Source organism: Amycolatopsis sp. FU40 (assembly GCF_021903635.1).
GTDB lineage: Bacteria > Actinomycetota > Actinomycetes > Mycobacteriales > Pseudonocardiaceae > Amycolatopsis > Amycolatopsis dendrobii.
Map to the genome: position 1 here is coordinate 9,885,632 of NZ_CP091381.1, position 18,109 is coordinate 9,903,740.

General features: G+C 68.7%; 15 protein-coding genes and 1 tRNA gene. 11 read left to right on the forward strand and 5 right to left on the reverse strand.

The genetic code is table 11. The annotated features are described in order from the left end of the window. The first annotated feature begins 216 nt into the window (after positions 1 to 216). The 5 genes from L3Q65_RS47015 to L3Q65_RS47035 all read left to right on the forward strand — a co-directional run bounded on the left by L3Q65_RS47015 (position 217) and on the right by L3Q65_RS47035 (position 2,233). Entirely contained in the window at positions 217 to 651 is a 435-nt protein-coding gene (locus tag L3Q65_RS47015) for a DUF3052 domain-containing protein (RefSeq protein ID WP_009074710.1), read from the forward strand. A 55-nt stretch (positions 652 to 706) separates the two neighbouring features. Then, positions 707 to 1,171 (forward strand): peroxiredoxin, encoded by a 465-nt coding sequence (locus L3Q65_RS47020; RefSeq protein ID WP_020657595.1) that lies wholly within the window; start codon positions 707 to 709, stop codon positions 1,169 to 1,171. Positions 1,172 to 1,214: 43 nt separating this feature from the next. Beyond that, positions 1,215 to 1,286, forward strand: a tRNA-Val gene (locus L3Q65_RS47025). A gap of 233 nt (positions 1,287 to 1,519) precedes the next feature. Then, positions 1,520 to 1,729: a hypothetical protein gene (locus tag L3Q65_RS47030; protein ID WP_182896685.1), complete on the forward strand. Its 210-nt coding sequence runs from the start codon at positions 1,520 to 1,522 to the stop codon at positions 1,727 to 1,729. A 123-nt stretch (positions 1,730 to 1,852) separates the two neighbouring features. After that, a complete protein-coding gene (locus L3Q65_RS47035) occupies positions 1,853 to 2,233 on the forward strand; it encodes a hypothetical protein (protein ID WP_182896686.1) in 381 nt (126 codons plus the stop codon). 188 nt (positions 2,234 to 2,421) lie between these two features. Here the strand turns inward: L3Q65_RS47035 and L3Q65_RS47040 are convergent, their stop codons facing one another. Further along, positions 2,422 to 3,606, reverse strand: a complete 1,185-nt coding sequence (locus L3Q65_RS47040) for an aminotransferase class V-fold PLP-dependent enzyme (RefSeq protein WP_237598583.1) — start codon at positions 3,604 to 3,606, stop codon at positions 2,422 to 2,424. A 45-nt stretch (positions 3,607 to 3,651) separates the two neighbouring features. On the opposite strand from L3Q65_RS47040, the gene L3Q65_RS47045 reads away from it, so the two are divergent. Together L3Q65_RS47045 and L3Q65_RS47050 are read left to right on the forward strand one after the other, a co-directional pair. Next, positions 3,652 to 4,266: a GntR family transcriptional regulator gene (locus L3Q65_RS47045; protein WP_182896688.1), complete on the forward strand. Its 615-nt coding sequence runs from the start codon at positions 3,652 to 3,654 to the stop codon at positions 4,264 to 4,266. Between the two features lie 4 nt (positions 4,267 to 4,270). Then, the gene (locus L3Q65_RS47050; protein WP_237598584.1) at positions 4,271 to 5,032 is read left to right on the forward strand and encodes a metallophosphoesterase; all 762 of its coding nucleotides are present in this window, start codon (positions 4,271 to 4,273) and stop codon (positions 5,030 to 5,032) included. A gap of 3 nt (positions 5,033 to 5,035) precedes the next feature. Here L3Q65_RS47050 and L3Q65_RS47055 read toward each other — a convergent pair whose 3' ends face one another. From L3Q65_RS47055 to L3Q65_RS47070, 4 genes are all read right to left on the reverse strand, one after another. Then, on the reverse strand, positions 5,036 to 6,661 hold the full coding sequence (locus tag L3Q65_RS47055; protein WP_237598585.1) for a CocE/NonD family hydrolase: 1,626 nt from the start codon (positions 6,659 to 6,661) through the stop codon (positions 5,036 to 5,038). 176 nt (positions 6,662 to 6,837) lie between these two features. Continuing rightward, positions 6,838 to 7,782, reverse strand: coding sequence for an asparaginase (locus tag L3Q65_RS47060; RefSeq protein ID WP_237598586.1), 945 nt, complete (start codon positions 7,780 to 7,782; stop codon positions 6,838 to 6,840). Beyond that, positions 7,779 to 9,215, reverse strand: a complete 1,437-nt coding sequence (locus L3Q65_RS47065; protein WP_237598587.1) for an amino acid permease — start codon at positions 9,213 to 9,215, stop codon at positions 7,779 to 7,781. The genes L3Q65_RS47060 and L3Q65_RS47065 overlap by 4 nt, the downstream gene beginning before the upstream one ends. Then, the gene (locus L3Q65_RS47070) at positions 9,212 to 9,889 is read right to left on the reverse strand and encodes a FadR/GntR family transcriptional regulator (RefSeq protein ID WP_237601020.1); all 678 of its coding nucleotides are present in this window, start codon (positions 9,887 to 9,889) and stop codon (positions 9,212 to 9,214) included. Before L3Q65_RS47070 ends, L3Q65_RS47065 begins: the two co-directional genes overlap by 4 nt. A 393-nt stretch (positions 9,890 to 10,282) precedes the next feature. On the opposite strand from L3Q65_RS47070, the gene dnaE reads away from it, so the two are divergent. The 4 genes from dnaE to L3Q65_RS47090 all read left to right on the forward strand — a co-directional run bounded on the left by dnaE (position 10,283) and on the right by L3Q65_RS47090 (position 17,954). Further along, on the forward strand, positions 10,283 to 13,873 hold the full coding sequence (gene dnaE, locus L3Q65_RS47075; RefSeq protein ID WP_237598588.1) for a DNA polymerase III subunit alpha: 3,591 nt from the start codon (positions 10,283 to 10,285) through the stop codon (positions 13,871 to 13,873). Next, positions 13,873 to 15,342, forward strand: a complete 1,470-nt coding sequence (locus L3Q65_RS47080; protein WP_182896944.1) for an MFS transporter — start codon at positions 13,873 to 13,875, stop codon at positions 15,340 to 15,342. Before dnaE ends, L3Q65_RS47080 begins: the two co-directional genes overlap by 1 nt. Before the next feature lie 509 nt (positions 15,343 to 15,851). Next, entirely contained in the window at positions 15,852 to 16,661 is an 810-nt protein-coding gene (locus tag L3Q65_RS47085) for a MerR family transcriptional regulator (RefSeq protein ID WP_237598589.1), read from the forward strand. A 102-nt stretch (positions 16,662 to 16,763) separates the two neighbouring features. Next, positions 16,764 to 17,954, forward strand: coding sequence for a low temperature requirement protein A (locus tag L3Q65_RS47090; RefSeq protein ID WP_237598590.1), 1,191 nt, complete (start codon positions 16,764 to 16,766; stop codon positions 17,952 to 17,954). Positions 17,955 to 18,109 lie beyond the last annotated feature (155 nt).

An 18,109-nucleotide genomic window follows, 5' to 3' on the forward strand; every position in this document is an offset into this window, starting at 1 on the left:
AGGCTCCCGGGGAGACCTTCGCAGTGGTGGGGTACTGAGTGCCACCCGGAGTCAGGCAAGGGGGCGGCGGGCCCCTACTCTGCAGACACGACTTGCCAAAGATCCGGTGTGGACGGTTGCGCGCAGCGCCGCGTCAGTGTTCGCTGTTCGACAACCGTGTATCCGAGTGCGGCGGACCGACCGCCGCGCTCCGTCGTAGTTGGAGGAGTGGAAGCAGTGGTCGCCGCGGGAGACGCAGGCAACGCCGGCGTCGCCGAGAGCCTTGGCATCAAGCCGGACATGGTGGTCCAGGAGATCGGCTGGGACGAGGACGTCGACGACGACGTCCGCGCGGCGATCGAGGAAACCATCGGCGGTGAGCTCCTCGACGAAGACGCGCAGGAGGTCATCGACGTTGTGCTGCTGTGGTGGCGCGACAACGACGGAGACCTCGGGGACGCGCTGGTCGACGCGCGAGGTCCGCTGGACGAGAACGGCGTGATCTGGGTGCTGACCCCGAAGACCGGGCAGCCCGGGCACGTCGAGCCCAGCGACATCGCCGAGGCGGTGCCCCAGGTCGGGCTCGCCCAGACTGCCAACATCAGCGTGGGCCCCGGCTGGCTGGGCACCCGCCTGGTGTCGCCGAAGTCCTCGAAGGCCAAGCAGCGCTGAGGCCGCGATAGGGTGGGCGGCACGCTCGTGTTCGCTCTGGAGAGGAATCGCCGGTATGGCCGTCGAGGTCGGTTCGCAGGCCCCTGACTTCACGCTCAACGACTACAACAAGCAGCCGGTCACGCTGTCGCAGTTCAAGGGCGACAAGCCGGTACTGCTGGTGTTCTACCCGTTCGCCTTCAGCGGGATCTGCACCGGCGAACTGTGCCAGCTGCGCGACGAGTTCGGCGACTACGACGGCAAGGGCGTCCAGGTGCTGGGCGTCTCGGTCGACACGCCGTTCTCGCTCAAGGCGTGGGCCGAGGTCGAGGGCTACCAGTTCCCGCTGCTGTCGGACTTCTGGCCGCACGGCGAGGTGGCCCAGAAGTACGGCGTCTTCAACGACCAGGCAGGGCTCGCCGTCCGCGGCACCTTCCTGATCGACACCGAAGGCGTGGTCCGCTTCGCCGAGGTCAACGCGCCGGGCGAGGCGCGCGACCAGGCTGGGTGGAAGAAGGCGGTCGAGGAACTGACCGCCTGATCGGTTTCGTTTCGCCGGGGCGGGGTTTCCCGCTCCGGCGTGCGGGCGCATAGCTCAGCGGGAGAGCACTCGGTTTACACCCGAGCGGTCGCAGGTTCGATCCCTGCTGCGCCCACCGTTGTCCGGCCGACCCCATCCGGTGAAAGCTTCACCGGATGGGGTCGGCTTGTTTTCGCCGCACGGTCGGAACCTGGCTCCGCCTGAGCGTTTTAAACAATCCGCCGAGACTGCTCAGGAATTGCTGCCGATATCCGAAAACCGTGGACCGGGCAGTTGTAACAAGCCGTTTCGCCGTGCCGACTCTGGACGTGCTGATGTCGATTCGCGCGTCAGTGAAACCGTCACGCGATGCTGGAGGTTCTCATGCCTTACACCCCGCCGCCGGACTACGGCCACCATCGGCAGGCCGATGCCGAAGCGGCGAAGCGGGTCCAGCGGCAGCAGAAGGAGTTCGCGGACAAGCAGAAGCGCGAAGAGGCTGAACGGAAGCGCCGCCGCCAGGAGGAGCTGGCCGCCGAGAGCCGCCGTCGTGCGGGGGAGACGCGGCAGGGGCGGTGAGCCGGGCGCGTCACGGTTCGGTCTCTGTCGGCGAATTCGGGTACCAGCTATTCGGTTCATGCCGACTTGTGCGTCGCGGGTTCCGCAATTCACCGGAAATTGTCGACCAGAACGGGTTGAGAGATGCCAAGTGACGTCATTCAGGCGAGATCGTCTTTGTCCGCGGGAGAGATCGCGCGGGTTTTCCAGAACGCACTGGGCGGCAGGCGCGTCGTCTTCGGCAAGATCGACCAGGACGACGATCCGTTCGCGGACGTGCTGCGCCAGCCGGTCTTCAGCGCGGTCGCCTCGCACGACAAGAACATCGGCAGCTGGGCGGTGCAGATCTACGTCTACGACGAGGACGACAGCCGCCTGGTCGAAGTGCACGCCGTGTACCACTCGGGCTTCAGCCGGGCGATGAGCGGGACGAAGAACACCTATTCGAAGGCGGCGAGCGTCAAGAACGCCCGTGCGGTGGTCGAGGCGCTGCGCGACTCCGATCCGTCGGCGGCGCTGGTCTAGGCACAAGAGAAGGCCCCCTGGGCCGGGTTCCCCCATCAATCCCGGCCCAGGAGGCCTTCCCTTTCCTCCCCCTGCCCCGTCGGGCCTGCCCCCTCGACAGGCCCGGCCGCAGCGCACTCCGCGGGTGTACGCGAGACAAGAGGCGGCTTCGGCGGTGCTGGATACTGCGTCAAACGGGTGATCTCCAGCTACCGTGTGAGTGCGGCGACCTCCCCGGTCAACCGGTCGATTTCCTCCTCCGTGTTGTAGTAGTGCACCGACGCGCGGACCAGGTCCGGCAGGTCGCGGGCGGTGAAGTCGTACTGCGCCGACGACGGATGCGCGACGCTCGTGTTGATCTTCGCCGCGTTCAGGCGGTCCTTGATCTCGTCCGCGGGCAGTCCGTCGACGCTGAAGGTCACGAGGCCGCATTTGCGCGCGCCGGCGTCGTGCACGGTGACTCGGTCCAGCTCGGCCAGGCGGGAGCGCAGGGTCGCGGCCAGGGCGGTGACGCGTTCTTCGATCGCGGGCAGGCCCCATTCGAGCGCGTAGTCCACAGCCGCGCCGAGGCCGAGTACGGCGGCGTAATCGCGTTCCCACACCTCGAATCGCTTTGCGGTCGGATCGACGACGTACTCGGCGGGGGAGGTCCACTTGGCCGAGTGCAGGTCGAGCATCGCCGGTTCGAGGCGGTCGCGCAGGCGCGGGCGCACGTACAGAAAGCCGGTGCCGCGCGGGCCGCGCAGGTACTTCCGGCCGGTGGTGGTCAGGGCGTCGCAGCCGATGCGTTCGACGTCGAGGTCCAGCTGGCCGGCCGACTGGCACGCGTCGAGCAGGAACGGGACGCCTGCCTCGCGGGCGACGGCTCCGATTTCCTCCGCGGGGTTCACCAGGCCGCCCTGCGTGGGGACGTGGGTCACCGCGATGAGCTTGACGTCGGAGTCGATGCGGCGGCGCAGGTCGTCGACGTCGAGCTGGCCGGTTTCGTCGTTGTCCACGACCTCGACGGTCGCTCCGGTCCGCCGCGCGATCTGGAGGTAGGCGATGGCGTTGCTGGCGTATTCGGCGCTCGCGGTGAGGATCCGGTCGCCCGGTCCGAAGGGCAGCGCGTAGAAGATCGCCTGCCACGAGCGCGTCGCGTTGTCGCTGAGCGCGATGTCGTCCGGGGCGGCGTTGAGCAGCCGCGCGATCGAGGTGTACACGCCGTCGAGGCGGTCCTTGGCCTGCTCGGCCGCTTCGTAGCCGCCGAGCAGGGATTCGGTGCGCAAATAGTCGATCACGGTGTCGGTGACGCGCGCGGGAGGAAGGGCGGAGCCGGCGTTGTTGAAGTGCGTGACTCCGACGCACCCCGGCGTTTCGTACCGTGCGCGGTCGACATCGAAAGAGCTGGCCATATGAACTGAATACAGTACGAGCAAACTGTGTGCAATACTCATCACATGGTCAAGAGACTCCTGCGCGGTGAACTTATCGAGGAGATCACCGCGCGTGTCCTCGACGGACGGTTTCCCGCCGACACCCGGATCAACGAGGTGCACCTGGCGAACGAGCTGGGTGTCTCCCGGACGCCGTTGCGCGAGGCGTTGATCGGACTGGCCGACCGCGGGCTGCTCATCGCCGCGCCGGGCCGCGGGTTCCTGGTCGCGCCGTTCGACCCGCAGGAAGCACGTCGGCTCTACCCGCTGGTCGCCGAACTGGAAGCGCTCGCGTTGCGCTGGACCTCGCCGCTCGAACTCGCCTCGCTCCCGGACGCGCTCGACCGGATTTCCGACGAGATAGCCGATTCCTGCGATCTCCCCGCGGCGGACGACCGCTGGCACGCGCTGCTCACGTCCCGCTGCGACAACCCGCATCTGCTGCGCTTGATCGAGCAGACAAAACCGTTGCTCAAACGCTACGAGACGGCATACTTCGGCGGGCGGGACCGAGTGGCGGAGAGCGTGGCCGAACACCGCGAGATCGCGGCGGCCCTGCGGGCGGACGACCTGCCCGGCGCGTCCGCGCTGCTCGTCCGGAACTGGGTGAAAGCGTTGACGTACTTGAAAGGGAGCTGATCCGGTGCGGGTTTTCGCGCATCTCTCCGACATCCACCTCGACGGCAGCGAGCGCGCCGACGCACGGGCCGCCGCGGTGGCGCGGTACCTGCGAAACCTCGAAAAGCCGGTCGACGCCGTGTTCGCCACCGGCGACATCGCCGATCACGGCCTGCCCAAGGAGTACCGTCGCGCGGCCGAACTGCTGGACCTCCCGGCGCCGGTGGTGGTCTGCCCCGGAAACCACGATGTCCGCGCGCAGTTTCGTGAGGTGCTGCTCGGCGAACTCGCCAGCGACGCACCGGTGAACTCCGCGACCAAGGTGGCCGATGTGCTGCTCGTGTCGTGCGATTCGACGATCCCGGGCAAGGGCGCCGGCTACCTCGCCGACGAGACGCTCGCCTGGCTGGACGACACGCTCGCCGGTCACGACGGTCCGTCGCTGGTCGCGTTCCACCACCCGCCGCTCGACGTCGGGGTGCCGCTGGTGGACGCGATCCGCCAGACCGGCGAAGAGCGCCTCGCCGCCGTGCTGAAGCGGCATCCCGGCGTCGCGGCGCTGCTGTGCGGGCACGTCCACACCGGCGCGGCGACGGAGTTCGCGGGCGTGCCGGTGCGGATCGCGCCGGGCGTGGTGTCCGGATCACTGCTGCCGGTGGAACCCGGCTCGGGCCGCGGCTGGGACGAGGGCGGGCCGCTGGACTTCGACAGCCCGCCGTCGCTCCTGCTGCATGTGCTGCACGACGACGGCAGGCTGACGACGCATCAGCGCGCGGTCATTCAGTAATGGTCACCGAGTAAAGACCGGCAGCGTGACCCGCGACGGCCGGGTGGCGTCGTGGAACACCTCGAACCGGTTCGGCGTGCCGCGCACCGCGGACGAAACCCGTTCTCCCGTACCGTGATTGCGCGCGAACCGGGGGAACGCGCCGCCCGCGACCTGAACGCGCAACCGGTGCCCGCGGCGGAAGCGGTACGCGGTCGGGTCGAGTTCCACCTCGGCCCGCACCACGCCGTCGGCGTCGGCTTCCGGAGCACCGGGACGCAGCCGCAGGATTCTGTCGGTGACGTTGCGCGAGATGCCTCCTGGGTCGACGTCGCACAGCCGCACGTACACGTCCGCGTCGGCCAATTCGGTCCGCACGAACACGGTGGCGGACACATCGCCGATCACGTCGACGTCGTGCACCAGCGGTTCGCCGGTGAACACCAGCACGTCGTCGCGCGCCTCGACCTCGGAATTGTCGCGTTGCTTGGTCTTTCCCATCAGCAACGGCCCGCCGACGGCCGGGGTCGGATCCGCCGGGTCGTAGGTGAAGGGCGTGGGCAGCGCCTCGCCCGGCACCGTTTCGCCGAGGCCGCCGACCGGGCGCAGATGCGCGTGCGTGGGCTCGGAAGCGGGCGGCCACTGGTCGAAATCGAGCCAGGCCGACGCCTGCTGAAGGAAGATCCGCACGGGGGAGCGCTGCAACTGGGTGCGGTCGTCGGCGAGGTGCGCGCGCAGGAAGCCGAGCTGGTCCTGGATCAGCACGCGGAAGCTCGCCGGTTCGCCGTGCGACCACGGGCCGACGGTGATCCGCGGCGACCGCCCGGCGTCCTGCAGCGTGCGGAAGTCCCGCATCTGCGCGCGGATGAACAGGTCGTACCAGCCGGTGACCATGCTGACCGGCACGTCGAGCTTCGCGACTTCGGCGCTGTGGTCCGACATCTGCCAGAAGTCGTCGTCCGGGTCCGCGTGCTCGGTGACGTCCTGGAGGAACCGCACCGGCTTGCCGATCGCCGCCACGTCCGCGCCCGCGATCGGCAGATACGCCATCGCGTTGCGCGTGCGCCGCGTCTGCAGCGGGTTCGGCAGCGCGGCGAACCGCTCCTCCTGCTTCCCGATCATGGCCGACCAGGACACCATGTTGTCCGCCGCGAGCACCCCGCCCGGATAGAACGTGCTGACGAATTCCGACGCGGTGATCCCGAGGCACATGGCTTCGAGCGGCGGATCGAGGTACGGGCCGACTGCCCACTGGGTGTGGCCGAGGTAGCTCGCGCCCGCCATGGCGATCCGCCCGTCGCACCAGGGCTGGGCGCGCAGCCATTCGGCGGTGGCGATCCCGTCCTCGCGTTCGGTGTGGAACGGGCGGAACTCGCCTTCGGAGCCGAAGGTGCCGCGGGTGCTTTGCAGGACTGTCTGCAGACCGTGGCGCGCGAAGGTTTCGCCGAAGAGTTTGGCGAGGGGGCCGGTGCGGCCGTAGGGGGTGCGGATCAGGACGACTGGGCCGGTCGTCAGGCCGGACGGGGCGTAGCGGTCGGCTAGGAGGTGCGCGCCGTCGTGCATCGGGACGCGGAGGCCCTTGACGGCGGTGGGGGCCGGGTCCTCGGCGGCGGGGAGACCGAGCAGCCGGTCGACGATTCGGTTCAGCACGTAATCGAACGTACGCGAGTCGCTACTGTTCCGCTCCTGCTGAGAAGCGGCTCGCGTGGGCTGGGTGCCTCGACAGCCGGGTGCGTCGGCTGAGGTTTGCGAGTGGTGGGTCCGGTGGACGGCCGTGAGGGGAACCTGAAGAAAAATCAGAGTCAATGAGGATTCCCCTCACGGACCTAGGCGGCGAGTGCGTCCGTCACCCGCAGGGCGGGGTCGCTGAATGGGGCGAGTAGTTCTGGGTCGACGTCTGCTCGCGCCAACGCCGCGGCGAGTACCGCGGGCCGCGCCCGGTCGCCGCCGTCCGCGATCTTCAGCGCCACGGCGGTTCCGTTCGGCAATGCGGCGAGCTGGACCGCCTCGAAACCGTCCTTCGCGATCAGCCCTGGCACAGCCTGCATGAGCCGGGTGACGTCGCGCCGGGTTCCTGCCACCAGGTCTGGACGCTGCCGGATTCCGTTGGCCACCAGCGATTCCGGCGAACCATCCGGCGCGGTCGCGATCCGCGACGCGGCCCTCGCCAAGCCCCGAAGGGAGAGTGCGAACAGGGGCGCGCCGCAACCGTCCGTGGCTACGCGCGGCACGGTTTGCCCGGTCAGCTCCTCGACGGTTTCCCGGATCGCGCGCTGCAACGGATGTGCCGGATCGAGGTAGCCGCCGACGTCCCATCGCTGCTCTTGGCAGACCGCCAGCATCGCGGCGTGCTTGCCGGAGCAGTTGTGGGCGAGCCGCGACGGTTGCCGTCCGCCGGCGATCCAGGCGTCTCGCTCGACCGGGTCGTACGGCAGGTCGGCGGGGTTGCCCAGATCGGTTTCGGTGAAGCCGCGGCTTTCCAGCACGGCAGCCGCCGCTTCGAGGTGCCGCGGTTCGCCGGAGTGGCTGGCCGCGGCGATCGCGAAACCGGACGGGCCGAGGCGCAGTCCGAGACGGGCCATCGCGGCGGCCTGCAAGGGTTTCGCGGTCGAGCGCGGGTATATCGCGACGTCCGGGTCGCCTGCCTCGAACAGCGTCGAACCGTCCGGAGCGAGCACGACGACCGAACCGTGGTGGACGCCTTCGACCATGCCGTCGCGCAGAAGGTGGACCAGCGGGACGTGCCGCGGTTCGCGTTCCTGCGGGATCACGACGCTTCTGCCTTGTCGAACGCGCTCATGTCGATCCGCTTGCGCACGACGAACCAGCCCACCACCAGCGCGACGACGATCACCGGCAACGCCATCAGGGTGATCCGGCCGGTCTTGTCGAAGCCCATCAGGACGACGACGGCGGCGAGGAACGCGAGCGTCGCGATTTCGGTGTAGGGCGAGAACGGCAGCCGGAAGTGCGGCCGGGTCACCTCGCCGCGCTTGGCCTTCCGCACGAACAGCAGGTGGCTGAGCACGATGATCGCCCAGGTGCCGAGGATGCCGACGGCGGCGAAGTTCAGCACGATCTCGAACGCGTCCTTCGGCACCACGTAGTTCAGCCCGACGCCGACCACGCACACCGACGACGTCAGCAGGATCCCGCCGTAGGGCACCTGGTTGCGGTTCATCACGCCGGTGAACTTCGGCGCGGACCCGGCCAGCGACATCGAGCGCAGGATCCGCCCGGTCGAGTAGAGCCCGGAGTTGAGGCTCGACAGCGCGGCGGTCAGCACGACCAGGTTCATGATGCTGTCCGCGCCGGGCACGCCCAGTTTCGCGAGCACCGTCACGAACGGGCTCTGGCCGGCCGAGTAGGCGTCCCACGGCAGCAGCATCGCCAGCAGCACGACCGAGCCGACGTAGAACAGCGCGATCCGCCACATGATCGAGTTGATCGCCTTGGGCACGATCTTCTTCGGGTTCTCCGTTTCGCCCGCCGCGACGCCGACGAGTTCGCACGAGGCGTAGGCGAACACGACGCCCTGCACGATCAGGATCATCGGCAGGATGCCCGCGGGGAACACGCCGCCGTGGTCGGAGATCAGCTGCGGACCGGGCACGTGGCCGTCGATCGGATGCTGCGTCACCAGCAGGACGACGCCGACGATCAGGAACAGCACCAGCGCGGCGACCTTGACGATCGAGAACCAGAATTCCATCTCGCCGAACAGCTTCACCGACACGAGGTTCAGCGACAGCACGACCGCCAGCGCGATCAGCGCCAGCACCCACTGCGGGATCGGCGTGAAGAACGACCAGAAGTGCGCGTACAGCGCGATGGCGGTGATGTCCGCGATGCCGGTCGTCGACCAGTTGAGGAAGTGCATCCAGCCCGCGATGTACGCGCCCTTCTCGCCCATGAACTCGCGCGCGTAGGACACGAACGCGCCGGACGACGGCCGGTGCAGGATCAGTTCGCCGAGCGAGCGCACCACGAAGAACGCGAAGAGCCCGCACACCGCATACACGATCGCGAGCGCCGGGCCGGCCTGCGCGAGCCGTCCGCCCGCTCCGAGGAACAGACCGGTGCCGATCGCGCCGCCGATGGCGATCATGTTGATGTGCCGGGATTTCAGCGCCTTGCGGTATCCGGCGTCGCCCGCGTCGGCGGTGTCCGCCGCGGCAGTCGCGGGCAGGGTTTCTTCAGTCACGCGGTGGTACCTGTTTCTGCTTCGCCGGCGCGCGCCGGTCGGACGATCGTGGTCAGGGTCTTCTCGACGTGATCGAGATGCTCGGTCATCGCGGCCGCCGCCGCGTCTTCCTCGCCTTCGGCGATCGCCGTGACGATGCGCCGGTGCTCGACGTTCGACTGGGCGCGCCGTCCGCCGAGCTGGTTCAGGAACGCCGACTGGCGGGCCAGTGCGTCGCGGATCTCCTCGATCACCTTCGCGAACACCGGATTGCCTGATGCCCGTGCGATCGTGACGTGAAACTGCGAATCGAGCGCGACCCACGCGGCGTCGGCGGTCTCGGCGTCCATCCGGTCGACGAGATCGGCGAGGCGGGCGAGCTGGTCGGCGTCGCGGCGGCGCGCGGCGTAGGCGGCCACCGGAACCTCGACGTGCCTGCGCACTTCGACCAGGTCGCGGGCCGAGTAATCGCCGAACGTAGGGTTCTCCGGCGGGCCGCTCGCGGTGACGAACGTGCCGCGGCCGGTGCGCGACACGGTCAGCCCGAGTGCCTGCAGTCCGCGCAGCGCCTCGCGCACGACCGAGCGGCTGACCTCGAACTCCCTGCTCAGCGCGGCCTCCGACGGCAGTTGGTCGCCGACCGCGTACTCGCCGTGCTCGATCGCCTGCCGCAGATGGCCGAGGACGGCTTCCATCGCGCTGACGCGCCGGGGGAGCGGTCCGGCTGCCCGGCTGTCAGACAGGTTCACGCGACGGATCGTCGGTTCCGGCCCGTCCGCTGTCAAGCGGTGCCATGGCCCCTTGCTCGGCGGTTGTGGGCTGGTTCACGCTCCCGGGTGACTCTGGGCGGCCGGGCTCTCGACGGCCCCGGTTTTGTCGGTGCCGGGTGCGACCGTGTCCGGGTACTCGAGGGGCGCACCGGCGATCACCACGCCGAACGCGTCCCGGCGCGTCGCGGGCGCGCTCGGCCCACGGAAGAGAGAGGATCCAGACGGAACGGCCGGACCGCGGCGGACTAGGGTGGGCAGCCCGGGCCCGCCGCGTCGACCGGAGCCGGGAAGCCGTCTGCCTAGGGGAGGTTTTCGCTGGTGTCGAACGATTCTTTCGTCCACCTGCACGTCCACACTGAGTACTCGATGCTGGACGGTGCGGCGAAGATCGGTCCTCTTTTCGCGGAGGCGGCCCGGTTGGGGATGCCTGCGGTGGGGATGACCGATCACGGGAACATGTACGGCGGGGACGAGTTTTATCAGACGTCGAAGAAGCACGGGATCAAGCCGATCATCGGGATCGAGGCGTATGTCGCGCCGGAAAGCCGGTTTCACAAGAAGCCGGTGTTCTGGGGGCAGGCGTCGCAGCGGGGGTCGGACGAGTTCGGCGAGGGCGGCGATGTGTCGGGCGGCGGTGCGTATACGCACATGACGATGGTGGCGGGGAACGCGACGGGGTTGCGGAATCTGTTCAAGCTGTCGTCGCTGGCGTCGATTCAGGGGTATTACCGCAAGCCGCGGATGGATCGTGAGCTGATCGCGGAGAACGCGGAGGGGATCATCGCGACGACGGGGTGTCCGTCGGGCGAGGTGCAGACCCGGTTGCGGCTGGGGCAGCGGGAGGCGGCGATCCAGGCGGCTTCGGATTACAAGGACATTTTCGGGGCGGGGAATTTTTTCCTGGAGTTGATGGATCACGGTTTGCCGATCGAGCGGTCGGTGCGGGAGGGGCTGCTGGAGATCGGGAAGCTGCTGGACCTGCCGCCGCTGGCGACGAATGATTCGCATTATGTGACGAAGGACCAGGCGGACACGCATTCGGCGTTGTTGTGCGTGCAGGCCGGGAAGACGTTGAACGATCCGACGCGGTTCAAGTTCGACGGGGACGGCTATTTCCTGAAGTCGGCGGAGGAGATGCGGGAGTACTGGGACAAGGAGGTCCCGGGGGCGGCGGACAACACGCTGCTGATCGCGGAGCGGGTCGAGTCGTACGAGGACGTGTACACGCACAAGGACCGGATGCCGGTCTTCGACGTCCCCGAAGGCCACACCGACGCTTCGTGGCTGCGCCATCAGGTAGCCGAGGGTCTCAAGTGGCGGTTCCCCGAAGGCGTCCCGGACGGCTACGAGGAACGCTGCGATTACGAACTCGGCGTCATCGAGGGCAAGGGCTTCCCGTCCTACTTCCTCATCACCGCCGACCTCATCCAGCACGCGCGGGAGGTCGGCATCCTGGTCGGCCCCGGCCGTGGTTCCGCCGCGGGCGCGCTCGTCGCGTACGCGCTCGGCATCACCAACCTCGACCCGATCCCGCAGAAGCTGCTGTTCGAGCGGTTCCTGAACCCGGAGCGCATGTCGATGCCCGATATCGACATCGACTTCGACGACCGCCGCCGCGGCGAGATGATCCGGTACGCCACCGACAAGTACGGCTCGGACCGGGTCGCGCAGGTGATCACCTTCGGCACGATTAAGACCAAGGCGGCGATCAAGGACTCCGCCCGCGTGCACTTCGGCCAGCCGGGCTACTCGATCGCGGACCGGATTTCGAAGGCGCTGCCGCCGCCGATCATGGCGAAGGACATCCCGCTGTCGGGCATCGTCGACTCGAAGCACGAGCGCTACGCCGAGGCCGCCGAGGTCCGCACCCTGGTCGAGACCGACGAAGAGTGCAAGACGATCTTCGAGACCGCTCGCGGCCTCGAAGGCCTGATCCGCAACGCAGGCGTGCACGCCTGCGCGGTGATCATGTCGAGCGAGCCGCTCACCGACGCGATCCCGGTGTGGCAGCGCGACGACGGCTCGATCATCACCGGCTGGGACTATCCCTCCTGCGAGGCCATCGGCCTGCTGAAGATGGACTTCCTCGGCCTGCGCAACCTGACCGTCATCGGCGACGCGCTGGAGAACATCAAGGCCAACCGCGGCGAGGAGATCGACCTCGACCGGCTCGGCTTCGACGACCCCGAGGCGTACAAGCTTCTCGGCCGGGGAGACACGCTCGGCGTGTTCCAGCTCGACGGCGGCGCGATGCGCGACCTGCTGCGGCGCATGCTGCCGACCGGGTTCGAGGACATCATCGCGGTGCTCGCGCTGTACCGGCCCGGTCCGATGGGCATGAACGCGCACAACGACTACGCCGACCGCAAGAACAACCGGCAGCAGATCAAGCCCATCCACCCGCAGCTGGAGGAACCGCTGCGGGAGATCCTGTCCGAGACCTACGGCCTGATCGTCTACCAAGAGCAGATCATGCAGATCGCCCAGAAGGTCGCGGGCTACACGATGGGCCGAGCGGACACGCTCCGCCGCGCGATGGGCAAGAAGAAGAAGGAAGTCCTCGAGAAGGAGTACGAGGGCTTCGAAGAGGGCATGAAGTCCAGCCCGCTCGTCGAGGGCGGCTTCTCGCCGGAAGCGGTCAAGGCGCTGTGGGACACGATTCTCCCGTTCGCCGGGTACGCGTTCAACAAGTCGCACGCCGCCGCGTACGGCCTGATCGCGTACTGGACCGCCTACCTCAAGGCGAACTACACCGCGGAGTACATGGCCGCGCTGCTCACGTCGGTGGGTGACAACAAGGACAAGTCCGCGATTTATCTGTCGGAGTGCCGCCGGCTGGGGATCAAGGTGCTGCCGCCGGACGTGAACGAGTCGGCTTTGCGGTTCGCGGCCGTCGGGAACGACATCCGCTTCGGTCTGGGCGCGGTGCGCAACGTGGGCGCGAACGTGGTGGAGTCGATCATCAAGACGCGCGAGGAGAAGGGCAAGTACTCCTCGTTCACCGAGTTCCTGGACAAATCGGAGCTGGTGGCCTGCAACAAGCGAGTGATCGAATCGCTGATCAAGGCGGGTGCCTTCGACTCGATGGGGCACACCCGGCTGTCGATGATCCAGGTGCACGAGGACGCGGTGGAAGCCGTCGTCCCGCTCAAGCGCCAGGAAGCGATGGGCCAGTTCGACCTGTTCGGCTCGTTCGGAGCCGACGACGGAGACGCGGCCGAGGCGGCGCCGTCCTCCTCGCCGCTCGCGCACCTCAAGTTCGGCGAGGAGGAGTACCCGCGCAAGCAGCTCCTCGCCTACGAACGAGAAATGCTGGGCCTGTACGTGTCGGCGCACCCGCTCGACGGAGCCGAGCGCATCCTGCGCAAACACGCGCCGAAGCCGATCGCCGCACTGCTCGCCGACCCACCGAAGGAGGGTGAGGTCGTCATCTCCGGCCTGCTCACCTCGCTCGAACGCCGGGTCAACAAGAAGGGCGAGCCCTGGGCGATCTGCACCGTCGAGGACATGGACGCCGCGCTCGAGGTGCTGTTCTTCGCCAAGGCGTACTCGATGTTCGCCGCGGACCTGGTCGAGGACAACGCGGTGCTGGTGAAGGGCCGGGTCAACTGGCGCGAGGACAAGATGTCGGTGTTCGGCGGTGGGCTCGTGCCTCTGGACCTCTCCGAGATCGGCAACGGCGACGAGGAACCGCCGCTGGTGCTGCTGGCCGCCGCCGAGAAGATCGACCAGGCCGTGGTCAGCGAACTGAAGTCGACGTTGCTGGCGCACAAGGGCGATACGCCGGTGCACCTCAAGCTCGTCGGCAAGAACCAGACGGTCTTCGCGCTTTACGATTACCCGGTGAAGGTCAGTTCGATGCTCATCGGTGAGCTCAAGGGCATCCCTGGGATCACCGCCAACACCTGATGACCGGGGCGGAGCCGGATCCCCGTCGCTGGCGGGCGCTCGCGGTCACTCTCACCGCCGGGTTCATGACGCTGCTGGACGTCAGCATCGTCAACACGGCTCTGCCCTCGATCCAGCGCGACCTCAACACCGGCGCGGGCGCCATCCAGTGGGTGGTCTCGGGCTACGCGCTCGCCTTCGGCCTGGTCCTGGTCACCGGCGGCAGGCTCGGCGACGCGCTGGGCCGCCGCCGGATGTTCCTGATCGCACTGGCCGCGTTCGTCGCGACGAGCGCGCTCGCCGGCGCGGCCCCCGATCCGGCGACGCTCGTCGCCGCCCGGCTGGCCCAGGGCTGCGCCGCGGGCATGCTGACGCCGCAGAACAGCGGCCTGATCCAGGATCTGTTCCGCGGTGCCGAGCGCGGGCGGGCGTTCGGCATGTTCGGCGCGGTCGTCGGCATCTCCACCGCGGTCGGGCCGGTGCTCGGCGGCGTGATCCTCGCGCTGTTCGGCGACCCGGACGGCTGGCGGTGGGTGTTCTACGTGAACGTGCCGATCGGTGCGATCGCGTTCGGGCTCGCGATGAAGCTGCTGCCGCGGACAGACCGGCGGAAACTCCGGCTGCGCACGGAAATCGACTATGCCGGGATCGTGCTGCTGGCCGTCGCGGTGCTCGGCGTGCTGCTGCCGCTCGTGCAATCCGAACGGGGCGGGCTCGGCCGGTTCTGGTGGCTGTTCGGGGTGGCGATCGTCTTCGGCGCCGTCTTCGTGTGGTGGGAACGGCGGGTCGTGCGGAAGAACCGGCCGCCGCTGCTGGACATCCGGCTCTTCACCGGCACCCCGGGCTACGCGAGCGGCGCTGCGGTCGGGGCGCTGTACTTCTGCGGTTTCGCCGGGATCTGGCTGGTGTTCGCGCTCTTCTTCCAGCAGGGGCTCGGGTACACGCCGCTGCAGTCGGGGCTGGCGGTCACGCCGTTCGCACTGAGTTCGGCTGTGACGGCGGCTGTCGCCGGACGGCTCGTGGCCCGGTTCGGCCGGAAGCTGACTGTCCTGGGCCTGAGCATCGTCGCGCTCTCGCTGCTGGCAGTGGGATTGGTCGTGCAACTCGTGCCGCCGTCGGCCGCGGGATTCGCGGTAGCCGGTCCGCTGCTGGTCGGCGGGATCGGCGGCGGGATGGTGATCTCGCCGAATACGACGCTCACGCTCGAATGCGTGCCGAACCGGCTGGCCGGCGTCGCCGGGGGAGCGCTGCAGACCGGCCAGCGGATCGGCACCGCGATCGGCACGGCCGTGCTGGCGTCGGTGTTCGAATCCGTGGTCGCGACCGCCGGGCACCAGACCGCGCTCACCGCGGCGATGTGCTGCGCGGCCGGGCTCACGCTGGTCGCGCTGGCTTTCGCGACCCTGGAACTCCGCGCCCGCCGGCGGCGTGCCATCCTGACGGAGGACCAGCAAGCGGCGCAGTCCGCGGTGAATATTCACCGAACGTGACCACGCAACGCTGATCTTCCCTATTCAGTGAGCTACTTACCGCCACCAGGTGATACTCCATCCGGGTGACAGGTGACCTTCGGCCCTAGTGCTACTCAGAGCAACCGAGTAGACCTTATGGAGCCTTCAAAACGGCGCTTTGGCTACCTACAGTGGCAATCCGTTCGATCGACCGGGGATGGGTCGATCGGCCGAGCGGCCCGGGAGTCCGAAGTTCCGGGGAATGGACACCCGGAGTCGCATCCCGGTACGAAATTCGTCGGCGTCCGCGGGGGACCGTACGGCGAATCGCCGGGGCACTGCCCGGAGTGGCCGGTCGAGTGCGTGCGAAGGCAACGGGGCGGGCCCGGGCGAGGGGGAACCGGGCCCGCCCGTCTTTCTCCCTTCCCCGCCCTCGCCGCCCGCCTTCCCCTCGGTTCCGCGAGGGACCGGAACGCCGGGGCCGCCGCGCTTGACCTTCCCCTCGGGACCGGCCCCACGCTCAGGGTGTTCCGAACGAGGGAGAACCCATGACGGACCTGCTGACCATCGGCGCGTTCGCGCGCCTGGCCCGCCTTTCGCCCAAAGCGCTGCGGCTGTACGACGAGATGAACCTGCTGCCGCCTGCCCGCGTCGACCCGGACACCGGCTACCGCTGGTACTCGCCGGACCAGCTCGACCGGGCCCGGCAAGTCGTCCAGTTGCGCCGGATCGAAATGCCGCTGCCGCGGATCCGGACCGTCCTCGACCTGCCGCCGGAAGCCGCGGCGGCCGAGGTCCGCGCGTACTGGGAGGAGCAGGAGCGCGAGTGGCGCGCCAAGCAGGAACTCGCCGGGTTCTTCCTCGACCGACTGGCCGGGAAGGAAACCCCGATGTACGACGTGTCCGTCCGCGAAATGCCCGCCCGCACGCTGCTCGTCGCCTCCGAGCACCTGACCGCCGACCGGATCGGCGCGTTCGCCGCCCCGCTGTTCGCGTTCTTCGGCGGCCCGGCGGTCCCGCGCCCGGAAGGCAGCGCCGGGCGGCCGTTCCTGCGCTACCACGGGGAAATCGGCAATGACAGCGACGGCCTGGTCGAATTCTGCTGTCCGATCGACCCTGACGGCGGTGAGATCGCCTTCCCGGAGATGACGCTCAGCACCGACGACGCGGGCCGCGAGGCGTACGTCACCGTGCCGAAGGCGAACATGATGACCGCGCTCGGCGCCGAGTCGCTGCACCGCTGGCTGACCGACCGCGACGTGCAGGCCGACTGGAAGCCGCGCCAGATCTTCCTGTGCGATCCCGGTCAAGCAGGCCTCGACGATCCGGTCTTCGAACTGGCGGTCCGGCTGCGCTGAGACGTCCGGTTTCACCCGGTTCCGGCTGCTCGGGGATGTCGCGCTCGCGTCGCGCCGTCGATCATGTTGGGATGGCCGCGTTCTGCGGAAAGGGGAGCGCACATGGCCCACGAGTCATTGCCGGGCAACCGGATCCGGGTGTGGTACCGGCCGATGCGGCCACGCGACACCAGCGAAGGACACCGCGCGTCGACGCCGCTGGAGCTGCTGTTCGACCTGTGTTTCGTGGTCGCGGTCGGCCAGGCCGCCGCGCAGTTGCACCACGCGCTGTCCGAGGGGCACGTCGGGCACGGGGTGCTCAGCTTCGGGATGGTGTTCTTCGCGATCTGGTGGGGCTGGCTGAACTTCAGCTGGTTCGCGTCGGCGTTCGACACCGACGACGTGCCCTATCGGCTGGCTACCCTCGTCCAGATCGCCGGCGGCCTGACCGTCGCGGCCGGCGTGGACAAAGCCTTCGGGGGCGACTTCACGATCGTGGTCATCGGGTACGTCCTGATGCGCCTGGCCGCGGTCGCGCAGTGGCTCCGCGCGGCGCGGCAAGCACCGGAAATCCGCACGACCGCGTACTTCTACGCGGCGGGCATCACGCTCTGCCAGATCCTGTGGATCGCCCGGCTGGCGCTGCCCGGCACCGCGGGGTTCGTCAGCTTCTTCGTCATCCTGCTTCTGGAACTCGCGGTGCCCGCGGTCGCCGAGGCCCGGACGACCACGCCGTGGCACTCGCATCACATCGCCGAGCGGTACGGGCTTTTCACGCTGATCGTGCTCGGCGAAACCGTGCTCAGCGCGACCAACGCGGTGAAAGAGGGGATCGCGGAGGGCGAGCACACCGGGGAACTGGTGTCGCTGGCTGTCGCCGGCCTGGTCCTGGTGTTCTCGATGTGGTGGCTGTACTTCGACCAGCCCGGGCACGCCCGCCTCGAACGCGGCAACTCGCGGTGGACCGCGTTGAGCTGGGGATACGGCCACTACCTGATCTTCGGTTCGGCCGCGGCCGTCGGCGCCGGGCTGGAACTGGCGGTCGGCTTCGACAGCGGGCAGGCGCACGTCAGCGGCATCGTGACCGCGCTGGCCGTGACGATCCCGGTCGCGGTCTTCCTGGTGAGCGTGTGGCTGCTGCACATCGGCCCGACGAACGAATGCCGTCCGATCGCGATCGGCTTCCCGGCCGCCGCGGTGCTCGTGCTCGCCGCGTCGTTCGGCCCGGCGCCGATCCACGTGACGGCGGTCCTCGCGGCGATCCTCGTCGGGGTCACGGTGATCGCGACGCACGGGGAGCGCGAGCCGGGCTGACCGGGTTCGGGCCGCGGCCGACGGATCGACGCAGGTCAGGGGCTTGGCGCGAAAAAAGGGACCCCCCTGTTCGAGGGCTGTTTCGGGGCGTGTAATGTTCTCTTCGTCGCCAGGGAGACCGGGCGGCCGCCGGGAACACGAACCAAGCTCCCACA